This is a genomic window from Caulobacter sp. HMWF025, from assembly GCF_003060965.1.
Classification (GTDB): domain Bacteria; phylum Pseudomonadota; class Alphaproteobacteria; order Caulobacterales; family Caulobacteraceae; genus Caulobacter.
The window spans coordinates 1-18,877 of the sequence record NZ_QAII01000005.1 but is presented as its reverse complement, the minus strand read 5'-3'; the positions used below and the strand labels follow the sequence as shown (position 1 = coordinate 18,877).

Below are 18,877 nucleotides of genomic sequence, written 5' to 3'. Positions count from 1 at the left end.
GTGCGGATCGCCGCCCGCCTCTCGGCCTATGACGAGAACCGCCAGTCGGGTCTGTTCGGGGCCGATGCCCGTGCGCGCGGCCTGCAGGCCAGCCTGACCCTGGCCCGGCCACCAGCCGAGGGGGAGTTCGGCTGGCGCCTGCAGGGCTGGGTGTCCGGCAGTGACCTGCAGAACCGCTCGGTGGCCACGGCGGCCGGCCGCACGGGCACGACGCCCGCCAACGACCAGTTCGAGACCCCGGCCACCGGCCTTGGCCTGAACGCCGCCCTGCGCGCCCGCCACGGCCCGCTGGAATGGGAGGCCGGGGCCGATCTGCGCCAGGTCACGGGCACCTCGCGCGAGCGCTTCCGCTATCTGGGCGGCCAGTTCACCCGGCTGCGTGAGGCCGGCGGCGAGAGCCTGACCAGCGGCCTCTATGCCGACGCCACCTGGACCGGCGGCGACTGGCTGCTGACCGGCGGCGTGCGGGCCGATCTCTGGCAGGCGTCGGACGCCCGCCGGGTCGAACGCGACGCCCTGACCGGCGCGACCACCCTCGACAGCCGTCCGGAGGGCCAGAGCCGGGTGATCCCAACCGCCCGGATCGGTCTGCGCCGCGAAATGGGGCAGGGCTGGTATGGCCGCTCGGCGGGCTATGTCGGGTTCCGGCCACCGACCCTCAATGAGCTGCACCGGCCGTTCCGGGTGGGCAATGACATCACCGAGGCCAATGCCGGGTTGCATCCCGAACGGTTGCGGGGCTTCGAGCTGGGCCTGGGGCGTGAGGACGCGACCCGCCGCTTCGCCATGACCCTGTTCGCCAACCGTCTGGAAGACCCGGTGGCCAATGTCACGGTCGGGACCGGACCGGGAACCTTCCCGGTCGCGGGCTTTGTGCCGACCGGCGGTGTCCTGCGTCGCCGGCAGAATGTCGGCGCGGTCGACGCCTTCGGGCTTGAGATGGACGGCGAGCAACGAGTCGGCGAGCACCTCGTCCTGCGCGGCGGGCTTTCGGCCACGCGGGCCCGGGTGGACGGTGAGACCGCCGCGCCACAGCTGACCGGCAAGCGACCGGCTCAGGCCCCGCGCCTGACGGCGACGTTCGGCGCTGACTGGCAGGCCATGCCACGCCTGCTGCTGGCCGCCGATCTCCGGCACGAGAGCGCGCGGTTCGACGACGACCTCAATACCCGGAGGCTGAAGTCCGGCACCGTCCTCGACGCCCAGGCCACCTGGAGCCTGACGCCGTCCCTGGCGGTATGGGCGTCACTGCGGAACGGACTGGACACCGATCTGGCGACCGGGCGGACGGGCGACGGCATCCTCAGCTTCGATGCGCCCCGGTCGGTGAGGCTGGGGGTCCGCTTCAGCCGCTAGCGTTAACCGTTTCCGCCCGGTGGCCTTCCCTTGACAGTTGAAAGGCGATCACACGCGGCCGGCTTTCCGGTAAAAGTTTCGTCGAACCATGATTTGGGTCCGTCTGACCGGGCCTTGCGATTGCACCCCGCCTCAGGAAGAGGCAGGCAGTCGTAACCGGGCCGGCAAAAGCGGTTCTGCCTATCGCATGCGAAGCAGCGCCGGGTTACTCGTCGTTGAACGTCAGCCGGGGGGCTTACACGCGTGCAAGTTTCCGGGACGTCCGGGGCCGATAGCCTTACAGGGTCCGCTGACGCTGATGTGCTGGACGGCGGCGCAGGGGCCGACACCCTCGTCGGAGGCCTCGGCGACGACCTCTATCTCATTGACAACCTGTCCGATCAGGTCATCGAGGCAGAGGACGGCGGCTTCGACACCGTTCAGACCTCGCGGTCATGGATCGCGACCGTCGGGTCGTGGATCGAGCGGATCGTGGCGCTCGGCACCGCCAGCCTGAACCTTACCGGCAATAGCCGACCGGCGACGCTGGAAGGCAATGACGCCATCAATACTCTCGATGACGGCGGCGGCGCGGATGTCCTGAAGGGGTTCGGCGGCAACGATGCCTATGTCGTCCGCAATGCCGCGACCCAGGTGATCGAGGCGGCCGGCGGCGGTCTCGACAGCGTCCGGACCACCCTCTCCAGCTACAGCCTGACCGACAATGTCGAGAACCTGACCTTCATCGGGACGGGGGGCTTTTCGGCCGTCGGCAACAGCCTCGGCAATGTGATCACCGGCGGCTCCGGTAATGACCGGCTCGACGGGGGTGGCGGTGCCGACCGGCTGATCGGCGGGCTGGGCGATGACGTCTATGTGGTCGACAACCTCTCCGACACGGTGATCGAGAACGCCGGCGAGGGCAACGACGTCCTGATTACCCGCCTGAACAGTGACAAGGCCCGGACCAATGTTGAGTCCCTGGTGTTCGGGGGGACAGGCAACTTCGCGGGTTACGCGAGTGCGTCAGGCACGGCGGTGACCGGTGGCAGCGGAACAGATTCGCTCTACGGCGGGATCAGCAACGATATTCTCGATGGCGGCACCGGCGCGGACTCGATGGTCGGCGGCGCAGGCGACGATCTGTTTCTCGTCGACAACACCGGCGACAAGGTCATCGAACTGGCCGGCGAGGGCCGTGACACGGTCCGTACCGCGCTCGCCCGCTATGGCCTGACGGCCGAGGTCGAGACCCTGGTCTATCTCGGCACGGCAGCGGCAGAACTGACGGGCAATGCCCAGTCCAACCGCATCACGGGCGGAGCGGCGGCCGATACCCTGACGGGCCTTGAAGGCGACGATACCCTGGAAGGGGGAGCCGGGGCCGACAGCATGACCGGCGGTTCGGGCGACGATGCCTACACCGTCGACGATGTCGGGGACCGGGTTATTGAACTGGCCGGCCAGGGCAATGACCGGATCACCACCAGCCTCTCGCGTCTGGTGCTGGCCGCTGACGTCGAGGGCCTGACCTATTCGGGAAAGTCGGCCTTTGAAGGCACCGGCAACAGTTCGGCCAACAGCATCACGGGCGGGGCCGGCCGGGACCGGCTTTCCGGTCTGGACGGTGCCGACACGCTTTCGGGCGGTCGCGGCGATGACATCCTGGATGGCGGCAGCGGGATCGACCTGGCGCTCTATGCCGGTGCAAGCACCCGCTATGTGATCACCCCGGACGGGTCGGGCGGTTTCTACATCCAGGACCGCGACACCGCGGCGGGCGAGGGCCGTGACCGGCTGATCTCGGTCGAGACGCTGAGCTTTGCGGACGGTGTCTTTGCGGCCGGCGATCTTGCGATCGGCGCGACCCTCATCGGGACAGAGGCGGCCAATACCCTGATCGGCGGCAGGGGCGATGACACCCTGATTGGGTTTGGCGGGGCTGACCTGATCCTCGGCGGAGCCGGCAATGACCTTGCCATCTTCTCTGGCGAGCAGGCCAGCTATGCGGTCTACGCCGATGGCGGCAGCGGCTTCTACATCGTCGAACTGCCGGGCGACGGCAGCTCCGGCGTGCGTGACCGTCTGGTCGATGTCGAGCGCGTTCTGTTCGCCGACGGGGCCTTTGCCGTAGCCGATCTCGTGCAGGGTGTGCTGCTGCAGTCGGGTTCGGGCAATGCGACCCTGACCGGCGGGAGCGGCGCGGATGCGGTCGTCTATGACGGCCAGGCCAGCCGCTACGGGATCTTCTCGGACGGCGAGACGGGGCTCTATGTCGAGGACCTGACCGGGGACGGCGGTCGGGACTGGCTGAACGGTGTCGAGACCCTGATCTTCGCGGACCGTACGGGGGATGCGGCCGACTTCGTTCAGGGCGTCTATCGGGTCGGCAGTGCGGCAGCGGATTCGCTGGTCGGCGGCGCGGCGGACGAGCGCCTCTGGGGCGGAGCCGGTGACGATACGCTTGATGGTGGCGACGGTATCGACACGGCCGTCTATGGCGGTCCGCTGTCCCAGTACACAGTCTATGCCGACGGGGCGGACTTCTTTGTACGCGACACCGCTGCCGTCGGGCGCGACGGTGTCGACCGGCTCACGGGCATCGAGCGTCTCAGCTTTGCAGACGGCACCGTCGAGGTCGCCGGTCTGGCCACCGGCGTGGTGCGCATCGGTCAGGCGACGGACGACCTGCTCGTGGCGGGGCCGGAGAATACCTTGTTCCGGGGCGGCGGCGGATCGGACACGCTTGTCGGCGGGGCGGGCTACGATGTCGCCCTGTTTGCCGGTTCTTCAGGACGCTACAGCGTCAGGGCCGACGGTCAGGGCGGTTTCTGGGTCGAGGATGCCCTGGCGGGCGCGGCCGGCGACGGGCTTGACCGCCTTGTCGGGATTGAAAGCCTGCAGTTTTCGGACGGGGCCCGTGATCCGCGGGCGCTGGTGCTGGCAGGCCTGTTCGTTGGCACCGGCGAGGCTGACACCCTGGTGGGATCGGCCGGCAACGACACCCTGCAGGGCCTGGAGGGCGAGGATACCGCCGTCTTCGGCGGCCCGCTGGCCCGCTACACGATCGTGCCGGACGGTTCTGGCGGCTACTGGGTCAGGGACAGTCTTGCCGGCCCCTCGGGCGACGGGCTGGACCGCCTGTCCGGAGTTGAATGGCTGGCCTTTGCCGACGGGCGGGTTGAAACCGCGGTCGTGGCCTCGGGTGCGGCCCTGACCGGCGGCACGGCCGACGACAGCCTTGTCGGAGCCCGGGGTAACGATACGCTGGACGGCGGGGCCGGGGCCGACACCCTGGCCGGTGGCGATGGCGATGACCTCTACACGGTGGCCCAGCCCGGCGATGTGATCATCGAACAGCCGGGCGGCGGCCGCGATACGGTTCTCACGGCGCTCGGTCGTTATGAACTGGCCGCCAATGTCGAGGATCTGACCTTTACGGGAGAAGGCGCCTTCGTCGGGATCGGCAATGACCTCGACAATGTGCTGACCGGCGGGTGGAGCACCGAGACCCTGATCGGGGGCGGCGGTGACGACACCTATGTGACCTTCTTCGGGCCCAAGACCATCGTCGAGGCCGCGGACGGCGGCATCGATACCGTGGTGACCAACACCAATTTCGTGCTGGGCGACAATATCGAGAACCTGCGGATGTCGGGAGCCGGCTTCCGCGGGGCTCACCTGACCGGCGTGGGCAACGGCCTGGCCAATCTCATCACCGGCTCGCTCGACGATCAGGTCCTGATCGGTATGGGCGGCGACGACACCCTGACGGGCGGCGGTGGTGACGATACCTTCGTCTTCGCGCCCGGGTTCGGACGTGATGTCATCACCGATTTCACGGCCGGTGACGGCGGCGACCAGGTCCGGCTGAACTTCGGCGGTCTGGCCACCCTGGCTGACCTCCAGGCGCGGATGACCCAGGTCGATGGCGACGTGGTTCTGGCGCTGTCGGAGACGGACCAGATCACCTTCCGGGGAGTCCGGCTCGAGGCCTTCACGCTCGACAATTTCCGGCTCACCCTCGACCGGTCGGGCCTGACGCTGGCCTTTGCGGACGAGTTCAACAGCCTGGATTTCAGCAACGGCGTGTCCGGAGTCTGGCAGACCAGCTACGCCTATGTCGGGGCCGGGTCGCTTCCCAGCCGGACCCTTCAGGGCACGGGTGAACAGCAGATCTATGTCGACCCCGACTATGCCGGGACCGGCGACACGGCCCTGGGCCTGAACCCGTTCTCGATCACTGACGGCATCCTGAACATCCGGGCGACGGCCACCACCCAGGCCCAGAAGGACAAGCTCTACGGCTACGACTATGTCTCGGGTCTGTTGACCAGCCAGGCCTCGTTCGCCCAGACCTACGGCTACTACGAGATGCGGGCCAAGCTCCCGGCAGCGTCGGGCGCGTGGCCGGCGTTCTGGCTGCTGCCGTCCAGCGGGACCAGCCCGCCGGAAATCGACATCCTGGAAGCCATCGGGATCAATCCGGACGCCAGCTTCGTTACGCTGCACGACGCCCTGCTGCCCGGCCGTGTTGCGACGGAAACCGCCTACACGCAGGGCGCGGCGACCAGTTTCCATACCTATGGGCTGCTCTGGAGCGACACGGACATCGTCTGGTACATCGACGGCGTCGAGGTGCTGCGCGTGGCCACGCCGGCCGATCTGCACCAGCCGATGTACATGCTGGTCAATCTGGCGGTCGGCGGCGGGTTCGGCGGGGGCTTCAATGTTCCGGATGCGGCGGCCCTGGCGGCGTCGCCGTTCCAGATCGACTACATCCGCGCCTATGCGATCGATGGGCTGACCGTGGCGGATTCGAGTGCCGGGCTGGCCCTCGACAACCGGATCAGCAGCACCCAGGCCGGCGGAACGGGCAACGACACCTTCCTGGCCGGGGCCGGGTTCCGCACGGCCTTCGGCGGCAGTGCCGAGATGTACGGCCGCAACGGCATCGACAAGGTCATCTATTCCGGCGCGAGGGCCGACTACGACATCTATTCGGACGGCCACGGCGGCTATTTCGTCAATGTCCCCGAGGCCTGGCGCGGGGCGGATCACCTGTCGTCGGTGGAATACATCCAGTTCTCCGACATGGAGGGCCGGCTCGTTGACCTGGCGACGGGGCTGTACGTGCAGGGCTCGCCCTGGTCCGAGGCCCTGACCGGCGGCGCGGCCCCCGACATCGTTGTGGGCCACGCGTCCAATGATACGCTGCAGGGGCAGGCCGGGAGTGACACCCTCTACGGCGGGGGCGGCAACGACAGCATTATCGGTGGTCTGGGCGTCGATACGGCTTTCTTCTCCGGTCTCGCCACCGATTATCAGATCACCGTGCTGGATGGCGGAGCCTTGCGGATCAAGGATCTGCGCGCCGGCAATTTTGACGGGGTCGACACCCTGACCGGCGTCGAGTTCCTGCGCTTCTCGGACAAGACCGTGGTCGCGCCGGGTGCGCTGTACACCTATGCGGCGGCCGGCGGGGTGTTGACCTATGACCCGGCGTCCAACATCCGGACGATCGTCGGCGGGGCCGGCCTCGACGTTCTGTCCATCGCCCTGCCGCAAATCGCCAATGGGCCGGCCCTGGCGTTCACCGTCAGTCCGGACGGCAAGACGCTGCTGGCGGAACTGGACGGCGACGGGGTCAGCGACCTGCTGGTTTCGGGTGTCGAGGAACTGGCGGTCAGCGGTCGCCTGGTGACCTTTGCCGGAGACCTTTCAGCGACGGGCCTGGCCCCGCGCACCATCCACTACTCGGGGACCGCGGGGGGCGACCTGCTGGACGCGTCGGCCCTGATCTCGTTCGAGGGCATTGATGCTCAGGGCTTTGAGGGCAACGACACCCTAAAGGGCGGAGCCGGTCGCGACACCCTGTCGGGCGGCGACGGCTCCGATACCCTGCGCGGCGGGGCCGGGGACGATCTGCTTTACGGCGGTGCCGGTGTCGACAGCCTGCACGTGGCCGACGGTGCCGATACGGCCTATGGCGGCGAAGGCAATGACTTCTTCTGGTACGGCGTCGACGCCGACCTTTCGCCGCCCCGGATCGCCGATACCGTCATCGATGGCGGGGCAGGGATCGATACGCTGGACCTGGGTCTGGTCGCGGTCGGCCTCAGCGTCGATCTGGCGGCCCGTGGCCGCCTGCAGGATATCGGCTTTGGCCGCCTCAACCTGACCTCGATAGAGAACGTGGCCGGCGGAACCGGCGCGGACCGGCTGTCCGGTGACGCTGAAAACAACACCCTCACCGGTCGCGAGGGTGACGATACCCTCAGCGGCGGGGCGGGTGACGATACCTTGCAGGGCGGTGCCGGCGATGACCGCATCGACGGCGGCGGGGGTACCGACACACTCACCTATCTGGGCGCCTCGGCAAGCGTGTCGGTCAGCCTGGCTCTGCTGACGGCCCAGGATACCGGCGGCGACGGTGTGGATACGCTGAAGTCCATCGAGATCCTGATCGGTACGGCCTTTGCCGACAGCCTGACCGGCGGAAGCGGCGGCGATACGCTGCGCGGCGGCCTGGGCAATGACACCCTGGATGGCGGAAGCGGCGGCGACAGCCTGGTGGGCGGGGCCGGCGACGATGTCTACCGTGTCGACACCACGCGGGACGTTATCGTCGAGTCCTTCGGCAGCGGCTATGACACGGTCGTCACCTCGACCTCCTTCGCCCTAGCGACGGGGCTGTCGATCGAGGAACTCCGGGCCGTCTTCGGTACGACCGCGATCAATCTCACGGGCAATGCCTATGCCCAGGTTCTCGTCGGCAATGCCGGCGTGAACCTGCTGGATGGTCAGGCCGGTGCTGACACCATGATCGGCGGGGCGGGTAACGACATCTACATCGTCGACAGCTCCACCGATGTGATCGTTGAGTTGGCGGATGAGGGCTATGATACGGTCCGCACCACAGCGGCCGCCTATACCCTGGGGGCCGAGATCGAGGCCCTGACCTATACCGGTTCAGCGGCCTTTAGGGGGACCGGCAACGGTCTTGCCAACCTGATCACCGGCGGCAACGGGGTCGATGTGCTGGACGGCGGCGGTGGCGCGGACCGTCTGGTCGGCGGGCTGGGCAATGACACCTATGTCGTCGACAATGTCGGCGATGCCGTGATCGAAGGTCTCAATGAAGGCCTTGATACGGTTCGGACGTCGGTCCAGGCCTATGCCCTGGCGGCCAATGTCGAGAACCTCACCTTCAGCGGAACGGGCGGTTTCCAGGGCTTCGGCAACAGTCTGAACAACGTGATTACCGGCGGGGCCGGCTCGGACGTCCTGGACGGCCGGAGCGGGGCGGACCGGCTGATCGGGGGCCATGGCGACGACGTCTACTATGTCGATCACAGCGGTGACACCGTCGTGGAACTGGCCGGAGAAGGCTGGGACCGTATCCTGACCTCTCTGGGCAGCGCCCGGGCCCAGGCGAATGTCGAGGAGCTGCTCTATGTCGGCTCGGGTAACTTCCAGGGCTTCGCCAATGCTTCGGGGACCTGGCTCTACGGCGGGGCCGGCAATGACACCCTGACCGGAGCCGCCGGCGCGGACCTGTTGTCCGGCAAGGGCGGGGCTGACGTGCTGACCGGTGGCGGCGGGGCCGACCGATTCTACTTCGATGCGCCCGGGCTGGGTGTGGACCGGATCATCGACTTCCAGGTGGGCGTCGACCAGATCCTGCTGAGCGGAACCAGTTTCGGCATCACCAGCCTGGTCGGCCTGGCGGCAGGGGCCTCGACCTGGGTTCCGGAAACCGCGGCCGGCGAGGCGGTGCTTCGCTATGACAATGCGACGGGCGCGCTCTATGTCGACGCCACCGGCGGCGACGCCAGCGACCAGGTCCAGATCGCTCTGCTCGGCAACCGGGCCGCCCTGACCCTGTCCGACATCATCCTGGCCTGATCGGGCCATCGGCCAAATCCGCCGCTCCGGCAGGCCCTGCGACGGGCAGGATGAAGCGCTGCCCGGACCCGAACCTGAAGACGCCTGAATTTTCGGAAGAGTAGGTGGTTCCCCAATCCTTTGAGGGATTGGGGAACCATGGTGCCACGACAGGGACTCGAACCCTGGACCTCAGCCTTACCAAGGATGCGCTCTACCACTGAGCTACCGCGGCGAAGAGGAGGGGGCGTATAGCGAGCCAAATCGTGGATGCAAAGCCCAAAAGCGACTTGACCCACAGACTTCGTCGCCGCACCCCATCCGGAATGGCTGTTCAGGACGAAAAATCTGCCCGCGAGGCCCGGCTGGCCGAGGCGCTCCGGACGAATCTCCGCAAGCGCAAGGTGGCGGCGCGGCCCCCGGCCGACTCGGGCGAGCGGGCCCTGGCGGTCGCTGCCGGGGCACCCGAGCCCTATGCCGTCGTCCGGACCCTGGTGGGCACGGCCCATGCCGACGGCGCGGAGGGTGAACTCGTTCTCGAAATTTCCTCGCCGTTTGCGGTGGAGGGCAGCGCCGAGACGGCCTGCGCCGTGCGGCTGGTCGGCGGCGGCGGGCCGTTCGGGACGGCGCACGGCAAGGCGGCGTTCGGCCGTGACGGCCTGGAGGCGCTCCGCAAGGCCCTGGAACTGGCCCAGGTGGCCCTGGACCTCGCCAGCCTGACCCATGGCCTGCATTGGCCGGATGGTCGCCCCTATGACCTTTCGGCAGCCATTTGATGCGCAGGCCTTGCAAGCCCTCTTGCAACGGATAGAACCCGCCCCTCACATGTGACCCGCGCGGCGAGGGGCTCGTCGCGCGTTCGAGGGACGTGATTTGGATCGTATCGCCATCATCGGCGGCGTGCAGCTCTTCGGGGAAATCCCCGTCAGCGGCGCCAAGAACTCGGCCATCAAGCTGATGGCGGCCAGCCTGCTCACCGACGAGCCGCTGCGCCTGACCAACATGCCGCGTCTGGCCGACACCCGGTTCCTCGGCAAGCTGCTGGGCCGGCTGGGCGTCAGCGTCACCGAGAGCGATGGTCCCGACGGCCAGCAGACGATCCTGCACGCCCCGGAGATCACCAGCGGCTTTGCGCCCTATGACCTGGTGCGCCAGATGCGCGCCTCGTTCAACGTCCTGGGTCCGCTGCTGGCCCGCACCGGCCAGGCCAAGGTCAGCCTGCCCGGCGGCTGCACGATCGGGGCCCGTCCCGTCGACCTGCACCTGCAGGCCCTGGAGGCCCTGGGGGCCAAGATCGACCTGCACGAGGGCTATGTCTACGCCCAGGCCCCGCGCGGCCTGAAAGGGGCTGAGATCAGCTTCCCGTTCGTCTCGGTCGGTGCTACCGAACATGCCATGCTGGCGGCCGTCCTGGCCGACGGCGTGACCGTCCTGCACAACGCCGCCTGCGAGCCGGAACTGGTTGACCTGCAGGAGTGCCTCAACGCCATGGGGGCCAAGGTCGAGGGGGCAGGCACGCCGACCGTCACCATCACCGGCGTGCCGCGCCTGCACGGGGCCACCCATGCCGTGATCCCGGACCGGATCGAGATGGGCACCTATGCCGTCGCCGCCGCCATGGCCGGTGGCGAGGTACGCCTGACCAATGCCCGTCCGGGCCTGATCGATGCCCTGCTGGACAAGCTGGTCGAGGCCGGGGTCGAGGTCGAGCCGACGGCCGACGGGGTCATCATCCGGCGCGGTGCCGGGCGGCTGAAGGCCGTCGATCTCGAAACCGCGCCCTATCCGGGCTTCGCGACCGACCTGCAGGCCCAGTTCATGGCCCTGATGACGGTGGCCGACGGCGACAGCCACGTGCGCGAGACCATCTTCGAGAACCGCTTCATGCATGCCCCGGAACTGATGCGTCTGGGCGCCGATATCTCGGTGTCGGGCGGTGAGGCCCGCGTGCGCGGCGTCAGCCAGCTGGAAGGCGCGGAAGTCATGGCCACCGACCTGCGGGCTTCGGTCAGTCTCGTCATCGCCGGCCTGGTCGCAAGCGGCGAGACCGTGGTCTCGCGGATCTATCACCTGGATCGCGGCTTCGAGCGTCTCGAAGAAAAGCTCACGGCCTGCGGGGCCCAGGTCCGGCGGCTGAAGGGCAGTGGCGAGGCCGAGCTCTAGCCATGGCCAAGGCCGTCCCCGCCCTGCGACTTCTGGCCCAGGACGCCGCCGATCTGGCGGTGATCTCGGCGGCCCTGCAGGATGCCGTCGCCAAGATCGGCGACATTCGCTGGGACACCCACGCCCGGACCCTGACCCTGGTCTGCAACCGCTTCCGCTGGGAGGCTGCAGGCCGGGGCAACAAGGGCGAGCGGCTGCGCTCGGCCCTGCAGCTGGGCGATGTCTCCGGCGTCCAGGCCCGCAACCTGCGGCGCGATGCCAAGGGGGCCGTTGTTGAACTCCTGGCCATCGGTTTCGAACCGGGCGAGGCCCCGGGCGGCACGGTGACCCTGACCTTTGCCGGTGGCGGCGATCTGCGCGTCGCCGTTGACTGTGTCGATGTCGCCCTGGCCGACGTATCCGAAGCCTGGACAACCCCGCGCCGTCCCGGCCATCCGGACTGAGACCCTTTAGCCGGGCCGCTGCGCAGCCCTGATGGTCATCAATCCACCACCCTGATCAAGTTCTGGGCATGTCAAGATTCTGCCGGTTTTGCGGGCAGGGCCGATGCTTGCAATTCGTCCCACGCGCTAGTGATCGGCGGAGAATTCGCCTGAGAGGCGATCAGTGTTAGGTTAACGCCACGCGCCCGTCAGAGGCGCGGACGTCAGGGAGGCCGACATGGCCAGGAAGACCTATGCGACGGGCGAGGCCCAGTCGCTGCTGTTCCGTACGTGCGACATCACCAAGCCTGAACTGCCGGTGCTGCGTCACGGCGGTCCTTGTCTTGACTGGGGGCGTCTGACCCTGGTGGTCGTGTTTCTCGGGCTCAGCTTCGGGGCGGCCACCCTGGTCTATGCCGGACTGGGCTAGGGTCGGCGGGATCCCTTAGCGTCGGGCCGTCGTCCTGAAGGCCGGGGCGGCTGAAATGCGCGGGCAGGCGGCCAAGCCCCTTGTGTCGCCCGCAAAAAACCGCATCTACACGCCCATGCGTCGCTTCGATTTCTCCGCCCCTGGTTTCGCCGCCGCCTTCAAGGCTTTCCTCGATGAGCCCCGGGGATCGCCGGCCGATGTCGACGCCTCCGTCGCCGAGGTTCTCGAGGCCGTTCGCACCGGCGGCTTGCCCGCAGTGCTGGACCTGACCCGCAGGTTCGACCGTGTCGAGCTGACCGAAGACAGTGTTCGGGTGACCGCCGAAGAGATCGAGGCCGGTGCCGCGCAGACGCCCGCCGAGGTCCGTGAGGCGATCGCCTTCGCAGCCCGTCGTATTCGCGCCTATCACACCCGCCAGAGGCCCGCCGATCAGGCCTGGACCGACGAGGAGGGTGTCGAGCTGGGCTGGCGCTGGACGCCGATCGAGGCCGTGGGCGTCTATGTGCCCGGCGGTCGCGCCGCCTATCCCTCGACCGTGCTGATGAACGCCGTGCCGGCCCAGGTGGCCGGGGTGGACCGCATCGCCATGGTCACGCCGCCCGGCAAGCTGCAACCGGCAGTGCTGGCGGCCGCCAGGGAAGCCGGCGTCACCGAGATCTGGCGCATCGGCGGAGCCCAGGCCGTGGCCGCCCTGGCCTATGGCGCCGGGCCGATCCAGCCGGTCGACAAGATCGTGGGTCCCGGCAACGCCTATGTCACCGCCGCCAAGCGCCGGCTGTACGGCGTCGTCGGCATCGACGCCCTGGCCGGGCCGTCCGAGATCGTCGTGGTCGCCGACGGCAAGAACAATCCCGACTGGATCGCCGCCGACCTGCTGAGCCAGGCCGAGCACGACCCGGCCGCCCAGTCGATCCTGATCACCGACGATCCGGCCTTCGCCACGGCCGTCGAGGCGGCCGTGCTCGAGCGTCTGAAGACCCTGGCGACCGGGACCGACGCCGCCGCCTCCTGGCGTGACCACGGCGCGGTGATCATCGCCCCACTCGAAGAGAGCCCGGCCCTGGTCGACGCCATCGCGCCCGAACACGTCGAGTTTGCCGTTGATGAGCCCGAGCAGCTCTCGGACCGGGTCCGTCACGCCGGGGCGATCTTCCTGGGGCGCATGACGCCGGAAGCCATCGGCGACTATGTGGCCGGATCCAACCACGTCCTGCCCACCAGCCGGGCCGCGCGGTTCCAGTCCGGGCTGTCGATCTATGACTTCCTGAAGCGCACCTCGATCGCCCGCTGCAGCGAGGCCTCCTTCGGGATCCTCGGCCCGCATACCGTGGCCCTGGCCACGGCCGAGGGCCTGCCGGCCCACGCGCTTTCCGCGCAAATCCGGCTTGGCCGGTTGCCTTCCGGAACCTGACGCGCAAAGCTGCCGCGGAAGATGACTCACGACCGCGCCACCCAACACCTGAAGTCCATCCTCATCGACGAGGACAGCCTCGCGGCCGCGTCGCGCGACCAGGAGCAGGAGCGTCAGGTCGCGATCTTTGACCTGCTCGATTCGAACTATTTCGAGCCGGCCGAGGCGCAGGGCGGGCCCTATGACCTGAAGCTGTCGCTGATCGAGAACCGGCTGGCCTTCGACATCGCCGGGCCGGACTATGAGCGCCGTCACCTGCTGTCCCTGTCGCCCTTCCGGGGGGTGATCAAGGACTACTTCATGATCTGCGACAGCTATTATTCAGCCATTCGCAACTCGACGCCCCAGCAGATCGAGGCCCTGGATATGGGCCGCCGGGGCCTGCACAACGAGGGCTCCTCGCTGTTGCGCGAGCGTCTCGACGGCAAGGTCAAGACCGACCTCGACACGGCTCGCCGGCTGTTCACCCTGATCTGCGCGCTGCACTGGCGAGGATAGGGCGCGTTGCCTGCTCTGCCGGACGCCGTCCTTTTCACCTGCAACTATAACCGGGTGCGTTCGCCGATGGCTGAAGCGCTGTTCAAGCGCTTCTACGGCATCCGGGCCTTCGTCGATTCGTGTGGCCTGCGCGGGGATCCGGACGGGGAGGGGATCGACCCCTTCGTGATCGCGGTCATGGACGAGCTGGGGCTGGACGTAACGGGCCACCGACCCAAGACCTTCGGCGAGCTCGAGGACGGCTCGTTCGACGTCGTGGTGTCGCTGACGCCGGAGGCCCAGCACCGGGCGGTCGAGATGGCCCGGGGGCGGGCGGTCGAGATCGAGTACTGGCCGACCCATGACCCGACCCTCGTGGACGGCTCGCGCGAGGCCCGGCTGGAGGCCTATCGCGAGGTCCGCGACGGTCTGGCCAGGGCCATCAAGCAACGTTTCGGCGCACCATCGACGTTCGGGGGGTGAATGCGCTATAGAGGCGCCTCGCTGCAACGGACCGCGTCTCGACCCCGGAGTCGGGCGCGTCCGTTCGGCTATTTGTTTCGCTCTTTTTGAGAGGCCTGATGGCTAAGGAAGAACTTCTCGAGTTTCCCGGTACGGTCAGCGAACTGCTGCCGAACGCGACCTTTCGCGTGACGCTGGAAAACGCCCACGAGATCATCGCCCACACCGCCGGCAAGATGCGCAAGAACCGCATCCGGGTTCTGGCCGGTGACAAGGTGCTGGTCGAAATGACCCCTTATGATCTGACCAAGGGTCGTATCACCTACCGGTTCAAGTAAAGGCTGTGACCGCGCCGACGGCCGTCCAGCCGGCGCTGGTTCTGGCCAGCGCGAGCCCCCGTCGCCTTGACCTGCTGGCGCAGGTCGGCGTTTCGCCCGACCGGGTTGATCCCGCCGATATCGATGAAAGCCCGCTGCGTGACGAGACGCCGCGTCTCCACGCCCTGCGTCTGGCGCGCGAGAAGGCCCGCGCCGTCGCTGGCCGCTCGGCGGGGGACTATGTCCTGGCGGCCGATACGGTCGTGGCCGTCGGACGCAGGATCCTGCCGAAGGCCGAAAGCGAAGATCAGGCCCGTCGGTGCCTCGATCTGCTGTCCGGCCGCAATCACAAGGTTCTCACTGCGGTCGCTCTTGTCGCCCCGGACGGCCGCGAGGCTTCGCGGCTGGTCGAGACCCGGGTCCAGATGCGGGTTCTGTCGGCCATGGACCGCGATGACTATCTGGCCAGCGGCGAATGGCACGGCAAGGCCGGCGGCTATGCCGTCCAGGGCCGGGCCGGCGGCTTCATCATCGACCTGCACGGTTCATATACCGGCGTCGTCGGCCTGCCGCTCTACGAGACGCTGAACCTCCTCAACGGCCTGGGCTGGAGCACGCGATGAGCGAGCGGCGCGCCTATCTCTACAAGGGTGTCGGCGAGACGGTCGGGGTCGTCACCCTCGACGGCCGCCCCGAGCGCCTGATGGTGTCCTGGCCTGACGACGATGTGCTGGACCAGGACGGCGTCCGTGGCGTTGCCCGGATCCGCCGGATCGAAAAGGCCTTCGCCAGTGCCTTCGTCCAGTTGCCCGGTGGCCAGGACGTGCTGCTGCCCCTGCGGCCCGACATGCCCCGCCTGGTTGAAGGCGGCCTGGTCGAGATCGAAATTCGCACCGCTTCGCGCCGGGGCAAGTCTGCCGTCGCGCGCTTCATCGCCGAAGGCGAGGGCGAGCCCAGGATCCTGGAACCGGCCCTGACCGTGGAACAACTGCTGCGTCTTCACGTGAAGTCCGGCTCGCCCACCACCGGCCCGGCCGCCCTCGAGGCGGTGGAAGCCGCAGAGGCCGAAGCACTGGAGACCGTTTTCCCCCTGCCCGGGGGCGGGGACATCAGTGTTGAGCCGACCCGGGCCCTGGTGGCCATCGACGTTGATCTGGGGGCCCGGGAAGGCGCGGACGCCAAGCGCGCAGCGCGACAGGCCAATATGGCGGCGCTGGGCCTTGCGGCCCGTATCCTGCGCCTGAAGGGGCTGGGCGGGATTGTCATCCTCGACCTCGTCGGACGGGGCCATGACGGCCAGGCCCTGACCACGGCGGCCCGCAACGCCTTTGCGCCGGACAATCCGGGCGTGGCGATCGGGGCGATCAGCCGGTTCGGCACCCTGGAGATGACCGTGCCCCGTCGCGGCCGTTCGATTCTGGACCGCCTTCTGGACGCCGACGGCCGGGCCTTGCCCGAAGCCGTGGCCCGCAGGCTGGCCCGGGCGCTGGAGCGGGAAGGGCGCGCCGACCCCGGTGGGCGATTCTCGGCCCGCTGCGCCCCGTCGGTCGCGGAGGCCTTTGCGCCGCTCGATGCGGCCCTGGCCGACCGGCTGGGTCGCAGATTCGCCGTCCTGGCGGTGGAAGGATGGCCGGTTGATCGTATTGAGGTGTCTGCAACATGAGCAGTGGCTGCCCCATCTGCGGCAAGCCGGTCGATCCCGGCTTTCGTCCGTTCTGCTCGAAGCGCTGCTCGGACATCGATCTGAACCGGTGGCTGTCCGATCGCTATGTGGTCCCTGCGACCGATGACGAGGATGAAAATCCTCTCTCTGAAGACTTCCACAGGGAATGATCGAACGGCGCTGGACAACCAAATCGGCCTCGCCTATAGACGCGGCTCCCCGCTGAACGGCGGGTGCCAGAGCGGTTTTCAACCGCCAAAGGCTCAAGGGCCTGGGTAGCTCAGTTGGTAGAGCAGCGGATTGAAAATCCGCGTGTCGGTGGTTCGAATCCGCCCCCAGGCACCACTTTTCTCGCCTTTTCTGCCGAGACAGGCCGGTTTTCGCGGTCGGATGCAGAGCTTTGCCGTCGCTATCCGGGCCCGTTGCCGCCGGTATGCGGCCGCCGCATTCCGTTCACGGGCCCTCGGCGTGCACCAGGCTCGGAAGTTGCCTTTCAGCGACCGACGTTTTGTTCTCATGCTGCACTGCAGCGTGAATAATCCCGTTGGCAGGGAAAAACCGCCCCTGTTTCCTGTTTATCGTTTTGTGCATTGCAGCAACAACCGTCCCTGAGCGGACGGAGCGATCATTTTATGCCCAGAAGAACCCCTTGACGGTGCGAAAAGGGGTTGCCAAAGGACCCCTGCCGCAATTCTAACATTGCGGTAAGATCAAAGCCGCTACACAGGGGCTTCGGTCACTCGCGCTTCGAAACGATCCTTCTGGAGGCCATGTACCTCGTGAAGGGCGTAACGGATCGAGCGCAGCGAAGCGGGTCTGCCGGGTTTGGGAGAGCAATCGATCTCCTGGCGGGCTATTCAGAGTTAGGGTGGAGACGCTCTCGCGCGACGACCCTCGGTCCAAACGTGCTAGACCAATCAGGAACTGGCGACAGATGCTCGACATTAAACGGAAGACCCCCCTCATCGCTCTCGTCGGCGCTATCGCGCTGATGGCGAGCGCCCCGGCTTTCGCTCAGGACGCCGCGGCTCCCGCCCCGGCCGCCGCCGAAAGCGCCGCTGCCCCGGCCGCTGATGCCGCTGCAGCTCCTGCTCCGGCCCCGGCTGAAGACGCAGCCGCTGCCGAGCCCAAGAAGGAAGCCCACTCGCTGACCCCGGTCGGCATGTTCATGGCCGCCGGCGCCGTCGTTAAGGTCGTCATGATCGGCCTGCTGCTGGCCTCGGTGTTCTCGTGGGTCCTGCTGCTCACGAAGTTCTTCGAGTTCGGTGCCCTCAACAAGCAGTCGGACAAGTTCCTCGAAGCCTTCCGCGGCGCCCGCTCGATCGCGGACATCGCCCGGATCGGTTCGTCGGAAGAGTTCGAAGGCAACCCGATGGCCGACATGGCCGCCGCGGCTGCCCAGGAAGTCGAACTGTCGCGTCAAGCTGGCCTGGCCGTTGCCGGCGAGCACCGCGACTCCACGATCTCGCGTGCGACCTACGCCATCAACGCGGTGCAAGCCTCGCTGGTTAAGCGTCTGTCGGGCGGCATGGTGTTCCTGGCCTCGGTCGGTTCGGCCGGTCCGTTCATCGGTCTGTTCGGTACCGTTTACGGGATCATGACCTCGTTCATCGGCATCGCGAACACCAACACGACCAACCTGGCCGTCGTCGCCCCCGGCATCGCCGAAGCGCTGCTCGCCACCGGTATCGGTCTGTTCGCCGCTATTCCCGCGGTTATCTTCTACAACTACTTCCAGACCCGCATCTCCGGCTACGGCACCCGCTCGGAAGGTTTCGTTGCTGAACTGATGAACGCCATCTCGCGTCAGCTCGACAAAGGGGCGTAAGACCGATGGCCGCCAAACTCTCAGGCGGTGGGGGCGACAGGTTTAACGTCGAACAGAACAGCGAGATCAACGTTACGCCCTTCGTGGACGTTATGCTGGTTCTCCTGATCATCTTCATGGTGGCGGCTCCGCTCGCCTCCGTGTCGGTCGAAGTTAACCTGCCGCCGGCGGTCGCGAAAGCATCGCAAAACCCGCCAAAGCCGGTCTATATCTCCATCAAGGAGTCTGGTCAGGTCTTCATCGGAGACTTCCCGACCACGATCGACGAGATGGGGCAGGACCTCGCCAAAAACATCGGCAAACGCGATCCGACCAAGGAGCGTATTTTCATCCGTGCTGACGAAAAGACGCGCTATGGGGCCTTCATGGAGGTGATGAACACCCTCCAGGATAACGGCTTCTACAGCGTGGCGCTCATCGGTCGGGATGATAGCTAGGGGTGCTGCATGGCTGAACAACAAACGCCCGAGCATCGCCACTAC

General features: G+C 67.4%; 15 protein-coding genes and 2 tRNA genes. 16 read left to right on the top strand and 1 reads right to left on the bottom strand.

The features are described from left to right. The coding region (locus tag DBR10_RS00775; RefSeq protein ID WP_158273146.1) for a TonB-dependent receptor domain-containing protein at positions 1-1,356 on the top strand (1,356 nt) is incomplete at its 5' end. Between the two features lie 243 nt (positions 1,357-1,599). Then, positions 1,600-9,243 (top strand): family 16 glycosylhydrolase, encoded by a 7,644-nt coding sequence (locus DBR10_RS00770; RefSeq protein WP_108556080.1) that lies wholly within the window; start codon positions 1,600-1,602, stop codon positions 9,241-9,243. Between the two features lie 139 nt (positions 9,244-9,382). On the opposite strand, the gene DBR10_RS00765 is transcribed toward DBR10_RS00770, so the two are convergent. After that, positions 9,383-9,457 (bottom strand) — tRNA-Thr (locus tag DBR10_RS00765). A gap of 55 nt (positions 9,458-9,512) precedes the next feature. On the opposite strand from DBR10_RS00765, the gene DBR10_RS00760 reads away from it, so the two are divergent. The 14 genes from DBR10_RS00760 (at position 9,513) to DBR10_RS00695 (ending at position 18,832) form a co-directional block, all read left to right on the top strand. Beyond that, complete coding sequence (locus DBR10_RS00760) at positions 9,513-9,998, top strand: hypothetical protein (RefSeq protein ID WP_233243143.1); 486 nt, start codon at positions 9,513-9,515, stop codon at positions 9,996-9,998. Positions 9,999-10,095: 97 nt separating this feature from the next. Next, entirely contained in the window at positions 10,096-11,385 is a 1,290-nt protein-coding gene (gene murA / locus DBR10_RS00755) for a UDP-N-acetylglucosamine 1-carboxyvinyltransferase (RefSeq protein ID WP_108504259.1), read from the top strand. A 2-nt stretch (positions 11,386-11,387) separates the two neighbouring features. Beyond that, on the top strand, positions 11,388-11,828 hold the full coding sequence (locus DBR10_RS00750) for a DUF2948 family protein (RefSeq protein WP_108489536.1): 441 nt from the start codon (positions 11,388-11,390) through the stop codon (positions 11,826-11,828). 217 nt (positions 11,829-12,045) lie between these two features. Beyond that, the gene (locus DBR10_RS00745; RefSeq protein WP_108489535.1) at positions 12,046-12,237 is read left to right on the top strand and encodes a hypothetical protein; all 192 of its coding nucleotides are present in this window, start codon (positions 12,046-12,048) and stop codon (positions 12,235-12,237) included. 115 nt (positions 12,238-12,352) lie between these two features. After that, entirely contained in the window at positions 12,353-13,648 is a 1,296-nt protein-coding gene (gene hisD, locus DBR10_RS00740) for a histidinol dehydrogenase (RefSeq protein ID WP_108504267.1), read from the top strand. Between the two features lie 21 nt (positions 13,649-13,669). Continuing rightward, positions 13,670-14,146, top strand: coding sequence for a UPF0262 family protein (locus DBR10_RS00735; RefSeq protein ID WP_108504260.1), 477 nt, complete (start codon positions 13,670-13,672; stop codon positions 14,144-14,146). Positions 14,147-14,152: 6 nt separating this feature from the next. Then, complete coding sequence (locus tag DBR10_RS00730; protein ID WP_108504261.1) at positions 14,153-14,608, top strand: arsenate-mycothiol transferase ArsC; 456 nt, start codon at positions 14,153-14,155, stop codon at positions 14,606-14,608. A gap of 98 nt (positions 14,609-14,706) precedes the next feature. After that, positions 14,707-14,925, top strand: a complete 219-nt coding sequence (infA, locus tag DBR10_RS00725; protein WP_035044427.1) for a translation initiation factor IF-1 — start codon at positions 14,707-14,709, stop codon at positions 14,923-14,925. Positions 14,926-14,930: 5 nt separating this feature from the next. Beyond that, a complete protein-coding gene (locus DBR10_RS00720; protein ID WP_108504262.1) occupies positions 14,931-15,527 on the top strand; it encodes a Maf family nucleotide pyrophosphatase in 597 nt (198 codons plus the stop codon). Continuing rightward, on the top strand, positions 15,524-16,567 hold the full coding sequence (locus DBR10_RS00715; protein WP_108504263.1) for a ribonuclease E/G: 1,044 nt from the start codon (positions 15,524-15,526) through the stop codon (positions 16,565-16,567). Before DBR10_RS00720 ends, DBR10_RS00715 begins: the two co-directional genes overlap by 4 nt. Continuing rightward, the gene (locus DBR10_RS00710) at positions 16,564-16,737 is read left to right on the top strand and encodes a DNA gyrase inhibitor YacG (protein WP_108504264.1); all 174 of its coding nucleotides are present in this window, start codon (positions 16,564-16,566) and stop codon (positions 16,735-16,737) included. Before DBR10_RS00715 ends, DBR10_RS00710 begins: the two co-directional genes overlap by 4 nt. A 99-nt stretch (positions 16,738-16,836) precedes the next feature. After that, positions 16,837-16,912: transfer RNA gene (locus DBR10_RS00705), tRNA-Phe, on the top strand. Between the two features lie 589 nt (positions 16,913-17,501). Next, on the top strand, positions 17,502-18,395 hold the full coding sequence (locus DBR10_RS00700) for a MotA/TolQ/ExbB proton channel family protein (RefSeq protein WP_108504265.1): 894 nt from the start codon (positions 17,502-17,504) through the stop codon (positions 18,393-18,395). A 5-nt stretch (positions 18,396-18,400) separates the two neighbouring features. Next, entirely contained in the window at positions 18,401-18,832 is a 432-nt protein-coding gene (locus DBR10_RS00695) for a biopolymer transporter ExbD (RefSeq protein ID WP_108504266.1), read from the top strand. Positions 18,833-18,877 lie beyond the last annotated feature (45 nt).

What these genes read in the sequence shown, in the direction of transcription:
- DBR10_RS00750 (WP_108489536.1), top strand. Translation starts at nt 11,388, where the DNA reads ATGGCCAAGGCCGTCCCCGCCCTGCGACTTCTGGCCCAGGACGCCGCC.
- DBR10_RS00745 (WP_108489535.1), top strand. Translation starts at nt 12,046, where the DNA reads ATGGCCAGGAAGACCTATGCGACGGGCGAGGCCCAGTCGCTGCTGTTC.
- hisD (WP_108504267.1), top strand. Translation starts at nt 12,353, where the DNA reads ATGCGTCGCTTCGATTTCTCCGCCCCTGGTTTCGCCGCCGCCTTCAAG.
- DBR10_RS00735 (WP_108504260.1), top strand. Translation starts at nt 13,670, where the DNA reads ATGACTCACGACCGCGCCACCCAACACCTGAAGTCCATCCTCATCGAC.
- infA (WP_035044427.1), top strand. Translation starts at nt 14,707, where the DNA reads ATGGCTAAGGAAGAACTTCTCGAGTTTCCCGGTACGGTCAGCGAACTG.
- DBR10_RS00715 (WP_108504263.1), top strand. Translation starts at nt 15,524, where the DNA reads ATGAGCGAGCGGCGCGCCTATCTCTACAAGGGTGTCGGCGAGACGGTC.
- DBR10_RS00710 (WP_108504264.1), top strand. Translation starts at nt 16,564, where the DNA reads ATGAGCAGTGGCTGCCCCATCTGCGGCAAGCCGGTCGATCCCGGCTTT.
- DBR10_RS00700 (WP_108504265.1), top strand. Translation starts at nt 17,502, where the DNA reads ATGCTCGACATTAAACGGAAGACCCCCCTCATCGCTCTCGTCGGCGCT.
- DBR10_RS00695 (WP_108504266.1), top strand. Translation starts at nt 18,401, where the DNA reads ATGGCCGCCAAACTCTCAGGCGGTGGGGGCGACAGGTTTAACGTCGAA.